The following is a 15101-nucleotide window of genomic DNA, read 5'->3' as shown; positions in this document are numbered from 1 at the left end:
ATTACGAAAAAATGGACTCCGGTTTGCTTCGCGTGGTGCGTACCTCTACAACTTTCCCGGCACAACCATTGTCGCCCTTCGCCTGGAACACCACTGTAACGTTATCTTTGCCTGATGTAACCGCCTCAGGAATATCATAGGTCACATAGAACACTTCGCCGATTTTATTCATATGAATTCGCTGCTCACCAATGAGTGTTCCATCCACGGTAATGGTGAATTGTCTGTCATATAACGTACCTTCCCGTCCAAACGTGGAATGATCTCCGCCCCAATAGGCCACACATAGATAATTGGTTGCCTCACGATCCACTGCCAGTTGATAACTGAAGTAAGCCCCACTGACGCCAAAAGCCTCTCGCCACATATGCAACTTCTTACGGCCATCTGTGGTTGAACCGTTGTGGTGCTCCCCACGGCAGTTGCTATCCAGTTGATGTCCAATCTCATCCTGCTGACCGTCAGCCTGAACCCTGTCGATCGTAATATCGTTCAATTCTTTCTCCAGCGCATCACCTTCATCGTTAAACGGCCAATACACGGTATAAAATTCGTGATGCACATCATAGAACGGAATCAGCTTCACAGCTTCGCCTGTGGAAGTAACATCTTTGCTAAGTTCAAATGTTAACGTGTCTGCATCCACAACCTTGATCCAATCTTGTACATCCTCCTGCTCCGTCCAGATCACAGGTACAGGTGCAGTCTTGGGATTCAGCGCTGTTTCGTCCACAATCGTGTCCTCTGGAAGACCCTCGCTTCCCAGTGCACCGGCGAGTACAATTGGGCCGTACAGGAATGCCACTTTGTGGGCATCATCCCGTGAGGTATACTGGCGAAGCGACATCGGCAGTGTGATTGTGATGACATCGCCCGCTGTCCATGTGCGGTCGATGGAAAGATAGCCGGGTTCCATCCGTGTATACGGATGTTCCGTATCCCCATTGACGGTTGCCGTCATTGGCTGTTGCAGCCATGAGGGCACGCGTAATCTTAGATGAGCCGAGGCGTTGCCTCCGGTGATCGTCAGGGTCACCTTTTCCGAATAAGGAAAGTCGGTTTCAAGCTTCAGGGATATTCCCTGAGACGTCCAATCCAGCTGGGAAGCGATATACAGGTTGACGTACAGGTCCTGTTCATCCTCAAAATAGATCGCCTCGGCATATTTGCCCGGGTTCTCCATACCTGATCCTGTGCAGCACCACCAGGCGGTGTCGTGAGTCCCATAGATTTTGTAGTGGCCTTGCAGCGTTGATGCAAAATACGTTTTGTTCCCCGTATCCGGGTCCTGCGTGCCAAGGATGTGATTATAGATGGCGTTTTCATAATAGTCCATATAAGAGCTATCGTGATTCCAGGCGAAGAGTTGCTTCGTTAGATGTAACATGTTGTGAGTACAACAGCTCTCTCCTGTTTTGATGCCAAGACTCTCCATGCCCTTTGCTTCGTAATGCTCCGAAATACTCGTCGCTCCAAATACGTAAGAACGATGATGAACCGTAGTGTCCCAGAAAAATTCTGCCGCCGTTCGATAACTCTCATGAGTATGGTCCTGGTTGTAGATTTCGGCTGCACCGATCACTTTGGGAATCTGAGTATTGGCGTGTTTGCCTTGAAGATCGTCCTGCTTGTACTCCAAGGGTCTCAGGATCAATTGATGGGTGAACTTGTTAGCGATCTCAAGATATAAGGCTTTGCCGGTAATCCCATACAAGTGTGCAAATACTTCATTCATACCCCCGTGTTCACTTTGAAGCATCGTCTGCATCTGTTCTTCTGTCATCGGGAGCAAACCTTCTACTGCCCAATCTGCAAAGCGAGTAACGACATCAAGTGCCTGTCCGTTGCCAGTGAGTTTATATGCATCAATCAGGCCGCGATAGATTTTGTGCACACTGTACCAGGGAACCCAGTATTCACCGATATTGAATCCACCGATATTCTCTGCTCGAAAAGCCATGTGGAAAGGTTCTTCGGACAAACCACCGATATACCCGCTCCCAGTGGTCTGCTGGATTCTCGCCAGTTCGGTGACCGCATAATCCAGTCTTTCTTTTAACGTGATATTCCCGGTTGCCTGATACGTCACAGCCAAGGCAGACAGATAATGTCCAAGGGAATGTCCGCTGATGGTACGTGCCTCCCAACCCGCGTAGCGCTCTTTTCGGGCAGGTAAACCATGAGCTTCGAAGCATGGAGCCAGGAATCGATCAATATCCAGCGATAACAGGTAACGCTCCCCCACCTCTTGTGATGTTTGGAACACGCCATTTAACAGATCTACATGCTCCGGTCCCAGAAATCCTTTTTTCGTATCAATCATTACACTCACTCCTTCTCGGGATGTAATAGATATCCATTCATCTTTGAGGGGTAAAATCCGTTTTATTAGCTACAAGACTAATACTCATCAATCTACTTTAGAGCTTGAATATCCCCATATTATCAAATAATATATAATTACATCAGACTCATAATCCAAGAAAAGGTGGATAAATCCGTCCTATGCAAAAGCCACTGGAACATTACCTGTGCGGCAAATTCATATCCGACGGCAACTGGAGCCACATGAGACGCAGCATGCCTGTGCATGAGATCATTTTGATGCTGGAAGGTGAGATGTACATCGCGGAAGAAGAGGAACAATATGTAGTTCGTGCCAACGATCTGTTATTTCTGCGCGCTGGTCGCACCCACTATGGTTACCAGATCAGCGATGCTCCCGTGAGCTTCTACTGGGTGCACTATGATGCCATGTCGGCAGAATTCAACCAGTTTAGGACACATGCCACCATTCAGGTGCCTTCCATGGCCAATCAGTTATTCAAGCAATTGCTGCATGTGTCATCCTTCTCACCCGAGGAAGCCAACGCTGCTTTGTTATTGTTGTTCAGAGAACTGGAGCGGAATATAGAGGCGGATTATCGCCCACACAATGCAATTGTGGACCATATCTGCAAGTGGGTTGATATTCATCTGCATACAAACATCACGGTGAGTCAGATTGCAGAAAATTTTAATTTTAACAAAGACTATATCTCCAAAATGGTGAAACGTGAGAAAGGTACTGGACTCAAAACCTATATCCTCACAGAACGAATTCGCCGGGCAAAACAGTTGCTGCTCAATACCAATGCCAGTGTAAAAGAAATTGCCGGACAGTGTGGCTTCTCCGACTACAAGCTGTTCCTGCGCATGTTCAAGCAATACGAAGGCAATACGCCAACCGAATATCGCAATCATCTGTATTCCACACAGCTCAATCGCTGATATGCTTTGATCTATAGAAATGACTGAGTTACCTATAGAAAATTTGAATGAATCGGATTGAATCCGTTATGGTAAAATGCAAGAAAACTATATTCCATACTTAACCCATAAGAGAAGGGGAATTATAAGATGACAACGGCTGCCGTTACGATTCATCCTGCCACAGAAGCAGACCATCCAGAGATTGTAGATATCCTTGTTGCAAGTTATGCCGAGTATCGGGAGACTTTTGAGCAAAATGAACGATGGGAGGCCTACCTCAAAGATATTAGAGAGTCTGTGGTTAATCCGTACCTGACACAATTATGGATCGCGAAGATTGATGATCAGATCGTTGGTACAGTCCAATTATTCGAAACAGCACGCAAGGCTTATCCAGACTTTGAATTGCCAATCGATTATCCGTTTATTCGACTGCTGGGTGTTGATCCAAAATGGAGAGGTCACGGGATTGCCAGAGTATTGCTCCAGCAATGCGTAGATTCTGCCAAAGAAATGGGCAAAAATACGGTGTACTTATATACGGGCGGTCAGATGGTCAATGCCATCCGTTTATATGAGCGTTTCGGATTTACAGAGGATAAGGAATTCAGCTCCGAGAGTAGCGGGGGCAAGGCGATCTGCTACCGTTATGATTCCTAGTGGAGGGTAACAGCAACACGGGATCAGGGAGCGAAGAATGAAACGTAAAACAGACCGATCATCTTATGACGGTCTATTTTACATTTATAAATGATCAATCAACATTTGAAATGATACATCGCTATTGATTTTTTAGCCGCCAATCTCCACCAAAATCTTCGCATGGCTCTTGTCGCTCATCAACAGTTCAAGCCCTTCCTGCACGATATCGCCCAGTTTGATTTTCTTGGTGATGACCTGTTTCACATCGAGCGACCCTTCAGCAATTAATGAAATCACTTCAGGGAAAATGTGGCGATATGCCAGCGTTGCCGTTAGATTCGCTTCTTTGACCAGAAGATCGAAGAAGTTCACTTGAAGCGGATTTGGTATCGCAGCGATGACAACAACTTCTCCGCCTTTTTTAACAACCGCAATGGCGCTATCCATCGTTGGTTGCACACCCGCTGCTTCATAAGCTACATCAATGCCGCCTGATTGTTGCAAGATTACCTCTGTTGCATTAACTTTGGCACTGTTCACCGGAATTGCTCCCAGCTTGGCTGCCAGGTCCAGACGTTCCTCAAATACATCAACTGCATAGATTTCAGAAGCTCCTGCAGCTTTGGCAGACAGAATGGTCAATAATCCAATTGGGCCAGCTCCGTATACGGCTACTTTATTCCCCACTTTCAACTTGCTGTGACGAACCGCGTGAAAGGCTACGGCTGTAGGCTCTACGAGCGCACCTTCTTCGAAAGATACGTTATCCGGTATGGGATGAACCATGTATGCTTCAACAACAACATACTCCGCAAAACCACCATCACCATTCAGTCCAACGAAGCCAAATTGAGTACACTGGTTGTAACGCCCCTGGATACAGTACTCACATTTTCCGCAATGGTACAACGGCTCTACCACAACTCGATCCCCTACACTGATACCGCTTACATTACTTCCCAATTCACTCACGGTTCCTGCAAATTCATGACCCAATGTGAGCGGCGCTTTCTGTCCTGAGAGCGGATGATTCTCGCCTTCTTGAATTCCTACACCATGATGATAGGCATGCAAGTCACTGCCGCAGATCCCCGCATATTCCACTTTGATTTTGACCTGACCCGCTTGAGCAACCGGAACCTCCCGTTCTTCTACACGAACGTCTTTATGGCCGTACCATACTGCTGCTTTCATGAAGCTCATCCCCTTTGATTAGCTAATAAAATGTAGAATCGTAATGCTTGTCTATATATTATATCGCTGTTCATGTATTATTCATATTTATAGATACTAATGTTAACATTAGTTATATTAATGCTAAACGGAGATGAAATCATGAATCTGGAACAGCTCGAATATGTCGTTGAAATTGCGAAAACGAAATCATTCTCCGCCGCCTCGGAGCATCTGCATGTCACTCAATCGGCGATCAGCCAATCGGTTCATCGTCTGGAAAAAGAATTGGGTATCATCCTGTTCGAACGCTCACGGCAGGGAACTCACCCCACTCCCGAAGGCAAACAATTCATTGCCAAGGCACTGGACATTTTACAGCGGATTGATGAATTGAAATCCCTGAACGCCGAAGCCTCCTCTCTTAGCGGAGAGCTTCATGTGGCTACTTTTCCAAGTGTCATGCCCTATCTTGTCCAGTCTGCTGCGGATATGAAGCGTGAGCACCCGCAACTTAACATCTCCATTGAAGAGAAAGGGTCCATGGAAATTATCGAGGATATTCGCAATAACAAAACCCATTTGGGGTTTATCGCGATCTATGCCAAACAATTGCGGGAATTCGATGGACTTCACTTCAGTCCCATGTACTCGGGCAAGCTGGTCGTCGGTACGCATCACCTGTCTGAACTTGCCAAGCACAGCCGCGTTACACCGGATCAATTAAAAGAACACAAGCTGGCACTCTATCGAGATGGTTTCATCGAAGATTTCATCAAGGAATTCACCTATGATCATGGACCTCTGTCCATTCTGTTTAAAACAAATAATTCAGAAGCCATCAACATGGTCTTAAGAAATGATATTGCCGCCACGATTGGTCACGACTTTTCCTTTCACCAAAATCCCTTATGGAAAGAAGGTCTGGTGAAGATGGTAGAGATCGCTGGAATCGATCAACCGAAAATGCAGATTGGCTTCGTGCAGACGGAGTCCAAAGAGTCCGCCGTAGCTGCAGAACGATTCGCCCAACGCTTCAGACAGGCGATAGAGCTGGATCAATTAAAAATTTAAATCTAAAAAAGTGCTCCACCCTTTGAAGGAAGTTTGGGATGAACACCAACTTCTCCAAGAGCGGAACACTTTTCTGACTATCTCTTGCGTTACTATTACTACATCTAACTCAAATTACACTTTCACTTTTCGTACGGCTTCACTCATCTCGGTGGTCTGCTGTTCCAGCATTGTAGAAGTCTGCGCCACCCTGTTGAACATGGCCGACTGTTCACGCATCAATCGATAGATTTCATCCGAATGATCCGACACCCCGGCTGAAATCTGGGAGATCGTATTGACCGAGGCTGCGGCCTCTTCCGATCCTGCCGAGATTTCCTCTGCCGCAGCGGAGACTTCCTGAATCCGGCTGGTCACCAGTTGGAACGCATCAACCACATGGGCGAAAGCTTGCTCCGCTTCTGTGGCAATCGTAACCCCTTGTCCAATCTCCTGTGCGGTAACCCCCATCTGTGAGCCGATCTGCTGTGATTCTTGTTGAATACGAAGCAGCAAGTCGGAGATCCGTTCCATGGATGTGCTTGAGGCCTCAGCAAGCTTTCGAACTTCATCCGCCACAACCGCAAAACCTTTGCCGTGTTCTCCTGCATGTGCTGCCTCAATGGATGCATTAAGCGCAAGCAGCTTCGTCTGACTCGCAAAATCACGAACCGTGTGCAGGGCACCCCCGATTTCCTGGGAGTAGTTGTTCAGCACCTGAACCATCGCTACAACTTCACTTGAGACATTTGAGATGCTCTCCATCTGTGTTTTCATCATTGTCATGCTCTGTTTACCGGACTCCGCCGTGGAAAGCGCACTTGTTGCCGCATCCGATACAACCATCGAGGATTCGGAAATATCCGTTATGCCTTTTGCGATCTCTTCCATCGCGTGCGCGCTATCGCTTGCACCCTGCTTCTGCGTACGTGCACCCTGCCTAATCTGTTCGACAGATTGATCAACCGTCTTGCCCATCTCAAGCATCTCTTCGGTACTGCGATTAAATTCCTTCGTTGATTCTGATAAAATATCTGTGGTTACTGCTACGCCTTCAACCATGTTACTCACAATCTTATTCAAGTTCCCGGACATATGTATCATCGCTTGATATGTTGTTCCAATCTCATCTTGGCTGCGCAAACGATACGACGTCAAAATTTGATTCGCTTCTGCAAGCTCACCCTGTGCCATTTTTTCCACACTCGCCTTCAGCGGTTGAAGTGGTCGCAGTCCTCTTACGATAAACCAGGTGACAACAGCAATACCTATAAGTGTAATCAGTAGCAATAAGGCATAGAAGGGAATACTCGATTTCATTATATCTGACTCAATGCTTCCGATCACCGATACCGCCGTATCGATCCCAATTACACCTGTTACAGCGCCGTTACTATCCAGCATGGGAGCGTATGAGGAAATATAGTCGCCATACTCCTCATTGTTAATGATCGAAGAACTGGCTGTTTGCCCCTGTAACAGCTTCTGCACAGCCTCCTGAGGGACATCCGTTACTTCATTAATCGGCGAGGCTTTATCTGCATCCTTCATGCCATCCACCATAATAAGTGGCGTACCTTTGTCATCTATTTTGACGAAATACACATACATTGCACCAATGCTTACGCGAAAGTCATCCAGTTCATCACGAATCTTCAAGAATTCGTCATTCTCCTTGGGGTCCTTGGCAAACTCGGCATAAGATGCTGTATCCAGCTGATTCACATAACTCTGAGCAATCTGGATGTTGTAACTCGAAATGGCCTCCTGCGCAGCTAGTTTCATATTGGCCACCTGTAACAGCATGCTACCAACGGCTATAATCGTAATGACCAGTGTAACTACTGCAACAATGCGCACAACCAAACGTTTTCTAAAAAAACCAATCATCCGCTCCTCTTCCTCTCCCGTGAACCCAAGCCTTTTTGACTAGGCGCTACCCAAAAAACGCATGCTTGAAGCACTATGTATGGGAAAATAGTAAACGAATATGTCGAATTAGGCAAGAAAATATTGGGTTAACATAAAAACGCTATCATGGCCGTGATAGCTTTGTTCATTGGAGCTACATTTAGGATAAACTTCGAAGAATTCTTTTCGGTTCCTTGCAGTGAAAATTGATAGAAAAAAACACCCCGACGTAAGCGCCGAGATGTTGAGGTGTTCTACATTTGAATGTCACAAATATTAAACTGTTCGTCCATTCGTCTTCCTGAATCGAATCAGGGACCAGATAATCAGCAACGCGAGTACGGCAAGACAGATGCTAATGCTGAACCGATTACCTTTATCAAACACAAACATCACCGCAATCACACTGAGACATAATACCACGACTCCGGTTATGTAAGGGAATCCCCAAACTTTGAAGGTCGGTTGAACCGGATATCTCTTTCGCAGTTTCAACTGTGATGAGGCAATACAGATCCACACAAGGATTACGACAAACCCCGGAACTGCGAGCAATACACGGAACAGTTGATCCTGCGCGAACAGGCCAAGCATGGAACCTCCGAGCAATACAGCCGCGCACACCAGCAAGGTATTTACCGGGCTACCGCTGCGATTTGTCTTTGACAATGCCTTCGGAGCTTCCCCGCCCACTGCCATGGAGTGCATCATCCGGGATGCACCATAGATCCCAGAATTCGCAGCAGACAGAACCGCCGTCACCAAAATAAAGTTCATAATGTGTGCCGCTCCCGGCAGTCCCGTGGAGGCGAGTACCTGTACAAACGGACTGCTCTCCGGCCCGATTTCATTCCAGGGGATGAGTCCACAGATGATGAGAATCGGCAAGGTGAAGAACAGAATAATTCTGAGCATGAAATTGCCCACAATCTTAGGCATAACCTTTTCTGCATTTTCCGTCTCGGTCAGGGTCAGACCAATCAGCTCCGATCCCCCATAAGAGAACATGACCACAAGCAGTGCCGAGAAGATCGATGACCATCCGTTCGGGAAGAAGCCGCCTGCTTGCGTGTAATTTTGCAGATAAGGGGTGTTATCACTTGGGATAATGCCGAAGATCAATCCTGCACCCAGGAAGATAAAAATAATGATCATGGCAATTTTGATCCCGGCCAGCCAAAACTCAAATTCCCCGAACACACCTACACTTAACAGATTAACCAGTATAATGAACGCCGCACATGCCAGACTCAGCATCCACAGCGGTACTTCACTGAACCAATACTGCAAAAAGCTCCCGGCGGCAATCACCTCAATGACACACACCGATAACCATAGAAAGCAGTACATCCATCCCATAACAAAGGATACTCTGCTACCAAATGCCTCCTGCACGAAGTCTTTCATATTTTTGTTCTTGTACACCGTAGCCATCTCCGCCATCGCGGCCATAACAACCAGCAGCAATAATCCGGCAAAAATGTACGTGACAATAACGCCAGGACCCGCGAGCCCAATCGTCTCTGCACTGCCTTTGAAAATTCCTGTTCCAATGACACCACCCATAGCCATAAAACTGATGTGTCTTGGTTTAAGCTTCTTCTGTAGTGTTCCTTCTGTCTGAGCCAATTCAAGTCCTCCTGATGTAAAAAACGTCTGTAATGTCTTGTTTCATAGACATAATGTCCAGTATACCCTATTGTCCATCAATCAGCCCAGAAGTTCCTTATGGCCAATTCATCCCAAACATATATAGACATAACCTATGTTTTATACCCCACAATCGCATGAAGCAATCTGTGTACAATCCAGGTTAGCAAACTGTACATTGCCCCATAGATAAACCAAGCCCCTATGTTACTACCCATTGTTGAAAGATCACTCGCGATATACAACAAAGGCAGCATAAAAGAAATAATCAGCGCTACCCAGAGTCTAAACCATTTGGCAAAAAAACTGCATACTCCAAGCACCACAGCAATGATGGGACATAACACCAAGACAGCAAACATCGGATTCATATGATCAAACCACCAGTATATCATGGACAACTCCCTCCTCTTCGTCACAAGACCACGTTGCTTTTAATGCTGTATTATTGAGTTTATTCTACTCGTTTTCCAACTCTTAAAATGTACGATATGTTGCAAAATAAAAAAACCAGCCTCCTGTAAAAAAACAGAATTCTGGTTTCTCATGTAGATCACTTTTAGATTGTTTTGGTCATAAACGTGCTGTTCGGGTCCAATGTATAATCCGCGAATGGTTCGCAATATTCAAATCCGAAGTCTTCGTACAACTTCCGTGCCGGGATAAACGAATCCATTGAACCCGTCTCCAGACTGATTCGCTTATAACCACGTTCTACTGCAACGTCCATAATATGAGCCAAAATTTTTCTCGCTACGCCTTTTCTCAGATGAGCCGAAGCGGTACGCATCGACTTCAACTCTGCATGCTCTGGATCAAGTTCTTTGATAGCCCCGCAGCCGAGCAAGTCGTCCCCTTCCCAAGCACACCAGAAAGTGATTTCGGGCTTCTTGAGTCCATCCAGATTCAACGCATGAATACTCTCTGGAGGCGAATCTGCTGCCATCCCTTGCAGGTGCTCTGCAATTAAAGCCTCAACTTGGACTCCACTCAAATCATCCACTTTGATCTCCATAACGTACCACTCCCACCGACATTTTATTGGTTTTATCACTGAATGTATATCAATCATTTCATCTTACTACCGTGTTAGGTTTTATGACAAGAGGTTACTTTTATCCACTAAAATACGCTATTGTGATTCACCTGTAATTTCCAGTATGATGAGGCTATCAGATGCCAAAGGGGCGAGGTCTATTGCGAAATATACATAGAGTTAAACGTGGAACTAAGGTGAAGCAAGCTTAACTTAATTTAAAGGAGACCCCTATGACACTAACAACGGACAACCTGTTTTATAGCAAACGATTAAAGATGACGCCACCACGTCCTGAAGACGTGCAGACGATGCTGCAATGGAACGAAGACCCGGAGTACCTTCGGAATGTGGATACTGATCTTGCCATTCCCTATTCAGAGAAACAGTTGGAAGATGAGGGCGAAACGAAGAACAAGGAAGTTTACTTCAGACTGCGCACGCATGAAGAGGATACGCTGATTGGTTTTGTCGTCATTCATAGCATTGAATGGAACAACCGCTGCGGACAGCTTGCCATTGGCATCGGACTTGCCAAACATCGCAACAAGGGATATGGCACGGAAGCGTTGAATCTTATTTTACGATATGCGTTTCATGAGATGAATCTGGACCGGGTTGGCCTTGATGTCATCGCCTACAATGCCAAAGCAATCCGTTCCTATGAGAAGGTTGGTTTTCAGTTGGAAGGTCGGGCACGCTCAGCTGTATTTCGTGATGGTAAGCGTTACGACCGTTTAATGATGGGAATCCTAAGACCAGAATGGGAAACACACAATCAGATCCATACGGAGGGTGAACAAGTATGACCAAGAATGCAGAAGTTACTGCGTTTATTGAACAGATTCAGATCCCCTGGCAAGTACAAGTCGCTGAACAATTGCGCCAGTTGGTGCATGATACCATCCCTGACATACAAGAACGCGTACAATACAAGAAACCTCATTTTTTGAAAAACGGAAAGTATGCTGCGGTTATCTCGCCATCCAAACAAGCCATGTCTTTCACCATCTTCAATGCAACTGGACTTGATCTCCCCGATGGAATATTCGAAGGCCCGGAAGAGCGTAAAACGATCAAGCTCAAGGAAAAGGATGCGCCGGACTATGAATGGTTGGCTGGTTTGTTAAAGCAGGCATCTGCGGAATTGTAGACGGGTGTAGTGAAGAGGTACATACGCCGCAGTAGTAACTTAGGTGGTAATGTGCGGAACGTATGGTGTAGGCCGTAATGTGCGGGTGGTATGTATGGGGTGGTATGTATGAGGTGAGTTTAGGTTTGGGTTTGGGCCAAGCGCTAACGAATCGGACACACCTTATGTTGCATTAAAACAACCATATGAAATTCTAACGAATCTCAGCAGTCTTATTATAGAAAAAACCTCTGATTTGCTTCATATAACCTTGCCAATAGAAGCAATAACGTGGCTACGATTCGTTAGAATTCTACAGTGCTGCAAGTTCACCCAATAAGACGCACTAGGTTCGTTAGATTGTGTGAGTACGACAAGCTGCTTCTGCACGTAGAAAAAACAACCCATTCTCACTCTGGCGGCTAAATAAATAACATAACCGGCTAACTGTAGCAAAGATATCTCCCATCCATCCTGCGCAGGGCAAGCAAGGGGCATCCCATGAAGTTCCAAGAACTTCGGGATGCCCCTTTGTTATAGTCTGTCTACTACTGTCATTCCAACCTTAACAGCGGTGTAATATTATTAATAAGATGACTGCTTATAATTGCTTATAATGTTTTATACTAGCTTCCACTATCAAGATTGCTGGTATGATACGGCGGTCATCTGACACGGCTCACATATGAACATGTAATACATGCCCTCACCATGTTTCTCAACCTCGCCCCAATCCAGTTGTGCGACGGCCTTCATTCTCGTGGAACAGCTCGGACATGTTGGATACTCCGCATCCTGAACCCATCCCGGATGTCCGCCGACCTGAGATAGCGATGGCTCCATCGCCCATTCACTGGCATGGAATGCATGACGCGATGCATTCGCAATCCGAAACTGCTGGCCAACATCCGGTGCAAGTTTACCATAGTCGTCCAGGTCAATCTCGTCCATTCCCATAGGCATAACATTATGTGAGCTCCATAACGGTTCCCCTGCTCCCTCCACCTCCATGTAAACCACACCGTAACTGCTGCATATCACGCAGGTCTGGATTTGAAGTTGCTGAGTATGCCAAGAAACGTCCTTCAGAGCTGGATGCTTAACATCCAGACTAATTAAGGTGGTTAAAGCACTACCACACCATGGACAGCAATTGGCACTATGGGTCAGCAACGAGAATAAATCTCCGAATGATTCCACGTTAGTTCCTTCATTATCTTTTACTTTATAGAGTGAATAACTTGGGGTGATGAATAATTCCCTGCGCTGCTCGTCTTTCGTGAGCTCCCAACCAGCTTCAGTGGTGTAATGCTCTGGTACAACGTACAACTCGCTCGCCCACGATGGCGGAGACTGTCTCCACTGCCGGAACTGCTGCACAACAACATCATCACCGATATAGGCCAGCATGAGCAATATGTGGTTCCGATTCTCATCATCGGTGTTCACCTGCTGCAAGAGACGACCACGAACCTCACCCGAGGCACTTTTATACAAAATGGCAGGATAATAGATCTTCTGTTCCAGCAGCTCAGGAATTTCGGCAGTCAACGATATATCATGGTAGCAGACCAGATATACCAGAATGTCTTTGCCCGTATCTTCATCACCTGTACGAATCCGTTGCATCGCGTAATCCTTCATCTGATCTTGTTGCTCTACAGACAAAGATAGATATACCTGTTCCTCAGATTGTTCATAGGGTGTATAACGAATTAGTGGATCGTGAACCTGAGGTTTGTGCATGATTTTCAAAATTTCGATAGGGTCTGTGATACCTGCATACAAGTTCACGTCACGTCGATTCGCTTCAATGTATCTCTGGCGCTCCGCGCGTTCCATCTCCTGCTTGCAAGGCATGCAATAACCACCCGTTTTCGCCGCTGTTGCTGGTAAAATGGTATTTGCACACCCTTCTCGTATACACGGAATTCGTTCTGTCATGCCCCAACCTCCTTCAACTATTGGCAATGGAAAACACGCCACAATGTGACGTGCTTGTTCCTTACTCCATATTTAAATGCCTGCCGATCTTATATTAGAAAACACACATCAGTGATGTCCCAACTGGTCCTTGGTGAATTCATAAAAGGCGAGTGCATCTTCACTGCTGGCAAAGCCTGCCTGAGCTATCTTTTCACTGCCGCCACCTTTGCCTTGGTAGGCTCCAAGATTGCCTTTAAAGAAAGGTCCACAGGCCCATTCGGGCGGCTGTCCGTTCTGTGCCAGAACAACTTTGGCCTCCGAGATGCTTGCGAACAGTACAAGCCCCTCATGGTCTGCCGTAAGCTTGGTTGCCAGGCTCTGCATATCCTTGAGCGATTTGTCTTCAAAGACCTGAGCAATCACCAGCCCTTGCCGAGCGGCCAGAAGTTCCTCCGCATAATAGGCATCATTGGTTGTTTTCACTGCATTCAATTCGGTTTGCAGCTGCTTTTGCTCCAGCTCCATTTTCTCAATGCGCTCCAACAATTCGTCCTTACTGGTCTTTAATTTTATCATGATACTATTGAGCACGTTTTGTGTGGATGTGAATTCATTCAGCGCTCTTGTTCCACACTTGAAATAAATGCGGGTGCCGCCCTTCACTTTTTCGGTTTTCAACAGTTTGATGATCCCAATCTCACCTGTCGCCGACACATGCGTTCCGCCGCAGGCGTTATACTCCACACCCTCGATCTCGACGATGCGAATGTCTTCCGTTACCGTAGGCTGCTTCACCAGTGGCAATTGTGCCGCCTCTTCTGCTGTAACCCAGGACGTGTTGATGCGAGCGTTACGATAGATCTGACGATTCACTTCTTGTTCAATGGCGGTTAATTGATTCGCTCCCAGTTCAGCCGCAGCCACATCAATCGTGTCATACTCCGTACCGAGATGGAAACTGAGGGTCATCGCTTCAGTCAACTTCAGCGTGATTGCCGATAACAAATGCTGACCCGTATGCTGCTGCATATGATCGAATCTGCGCTCCCAGTCAATCTCACAATGTACCTCAGTCTTTTCAGGGGCGCGTTCCAGCTTATGCCATACGTCACCATCTTCAATGTTCACATCCAGAACTGCGATGCCACCAATTTGTCCCAGATCACAAGGCTGTCCGCCCCCATGCGGGTAAAAAGCAGTCTCCGCCAGCGTGACATATACACCATCTTCCTTCTCCACTTTGCCTGTAATTGTTGTATGCCACTCTCTTGTATAAGCAGAGTCATAATAGATTTTTTGCGTCATTGAATCATCCCGATCCCTTCT

At 46.4% G+C, this 15101-nt stretch carries 13 protein-coding genes; 5 read left to right on the top strand and 8 right to left on the bottom strand.

Annotated elements, in window-relative coordinates; genetic code table 11:
* Window position 1 precedes the first annotated feature (1 nt).
* Window positions 2-2323 (bottom strand): beta-L-arabinofuranosidase domain-containing protein, encoded by a 2322-nt coding sequence (locus tag MHI12_RS04710; RefSeq protein ID WP_405171690.1) that lies wholly within the window; start codon window positions 2321-2323, stop codon window positions 2-4.
* A 182-nt stretch (window positions 2324-2505) separates the two neighbouring features.
* On the opposite strand from MHI12_RS04710, the gene MHI12_RS04705 reads away from it, so the two are divergent.
* Window positions 2506-3270, top strand: a complete 765-nt coding sequence (locus MHI12_RS04705) for an AraC family transcriptional regulator (protein WP_339197229.1) — start codon at window positions 2506-2508, stop codon at window positions 3268-3270.
* Between the two features lie 129 nt (window positions 3271-3399).
* A complete protein-coding gene (locus tag MHI12_RS04700; RefSeq protein ID WP_339197227.1) occupies window positions 3400-3912 on the top strand; it encodes a GNAT family N-acetyltransferase in 513 nt (170 codons plus the stop codon).
* A gap of 132 nt (window positions 3913-4044) precedes the next feature.
* Here MHI12_RS04700 and MHI12_RS04695 read toward each other — a convergent pair whose 3' ends face one another.
* Window positions 4045-5088 carry a 2,3-butanediol dehydrogenase gene (locus MHI12_RS04695; protein ID WP_339197224.1) on the bottom strand — a complete coding sequence of 348 codons (1044 nt, stop codon included), beginning with the start codon at window positions 5086-5088 and terminating at the stop codon, window positions 4045-4047.
* Window positions 5089-5229: 141 nt separating this feature from the next.
* On the opposite strand from MHI12_RS04695, the gene MHI12_RS04690 reads away from it, so the two are divergent.
* Window positions 5230-6141 (top strand): LysR family transcriptional regulator, encoded by a 912-nt coding sequence (locus MHI12_RS04690; protein ID WP_405171689.1) that lies wholly within the window; start codon window positions 5230-5232, stop codon window positions 6139-6141.
* Between the two features lie 114 nt (window positions 6142-6255).
* On the opposite strand, the gene MHI12_RS04685 is transcribed toward MHI12_RS04690, so the two are convergent.
* From MHI12_RS04685 to MHI12_RS04670, 4 genes are all read right to left on the bottom strand, one after another.
* Window positions 6256-8010 (bottom strand): methyl-accepting chemotaxis protein, encoded by a 1755-nt coding sequence (locus MHI12_RS04685; protein ID WP_405171688.1) that lies wholly within the window; start codon window positions 8008-8010, stop codon window positions 6256-6258.
* A gap of 297 nt (window positions 8011-8307) precedes the next feature.
* On the bottom strand, window positions 8308-9660 hold the full coding sequence (locus tag MHI12_RS04680) for an amino acid permease (protein WP_405171687.1): 1353 nt from the start codon (window positions 9658-9660) through the stop codon (window positions 8308-8310).
* Window positions 9661-9794: 134 nt separating this feature from the next.
* Window positions 9795-10076, bottom strand: coding sequence for a hypothetical protein (locus tag MHI12_RS04675; RefSeq protein WP_405171686.1), 282 nt, complete (start codon window positions 10074-10076; stop codon window positions 9795-9797).
* Between the two features lie 164 nt (window positions 10077-10240).
* Entirely contained in the window at window positions 10241-10696 is a 456-nt protein-coding gene (locus MHI12_RS04670; protein ID WP_405171685.1) for a GNAT family N-acetyltransferase, read from the bottom strand.
* Between the two features lie 254 nt (window positions 10697-10950).
* Between MHI12_RS04670 and MHI12_RS04665 the strand changes: the two genes are divergently transcribed.
* Together MHI12_RS04665 and MHI12_RS04660 are read left to right on the top strand one after the other, a co-directional pair.
* Window positions 10951-11526, top strand: a complete 576-nt coding sequence (locus MHI12_RS04665) for a GNAT family protein (RefSeq protein WP_341006200.1) — start codon at window positions 10951-10953, stop codon at window positions 11524-11526.
* Entirely contained in the window at window positions 11523-11870 is a 348-nt protein-coding gene (locus MHI12_RS04660; RefSeq protein WP_405171684.1) for a DUF1801 domain-containing protein, read from the top strand. Before MHI12_RS04665 ends, MHI12_RS04660 begins: the two co-directional genes overlap by 4 nt.
* Before the next feature lie 618 nt (window positions 11871-12488).
* On the opposite strand, the gene MHI12_RS04655 is transcribed toward MHI12_RS04660, so the two are convergent.
* Together MHI12_RS04655 and MHI12_RS04650 are read right to left on the bottom strand one after the other, a co-directional pair.
* Window positions 12489-13793: a DUF1963 domain-containing protein gene (locus MHI12_RS04655; protein WP_405171683.1), complete on the bottom strand. Its 1305-nt coding sequence runs from the start codon at window positions 13791-13793 to the stop codon at window positions 12489-12491.
* A 108-nt stretch (window positions 13794-13901) separates the two neighbouring features.
* A complete protein-coding gene (locus tag MHI12_RS04650) occupies window positions 13902-15080 on the bottom strand; it encodes an alanyl-tRNA editing protein (RefSeq protein ID WP_405171682.1) in 1179 nt (392 codons plus the stop codon).
* Window positions 15081-15101 lie beyond the last annotated feature (21 nt).

It is taken from the genome of Paenibacillus sp. FSL H8-0280 (genome assembly GCF_045040665.1).
In the GTDB taxonomy this organism is placed as follows: domain Bacteria; phylum Bacillota; class Bacilli; order Paenibacillales; family Paenibacillaceae; genus Paenibacillus; species Paenibacillus xylanexedens_A.
Note: the sequence above shows the minus strand (reverse complement) of the source record. Positions and strands in the feature narration are given on the sequence as shown.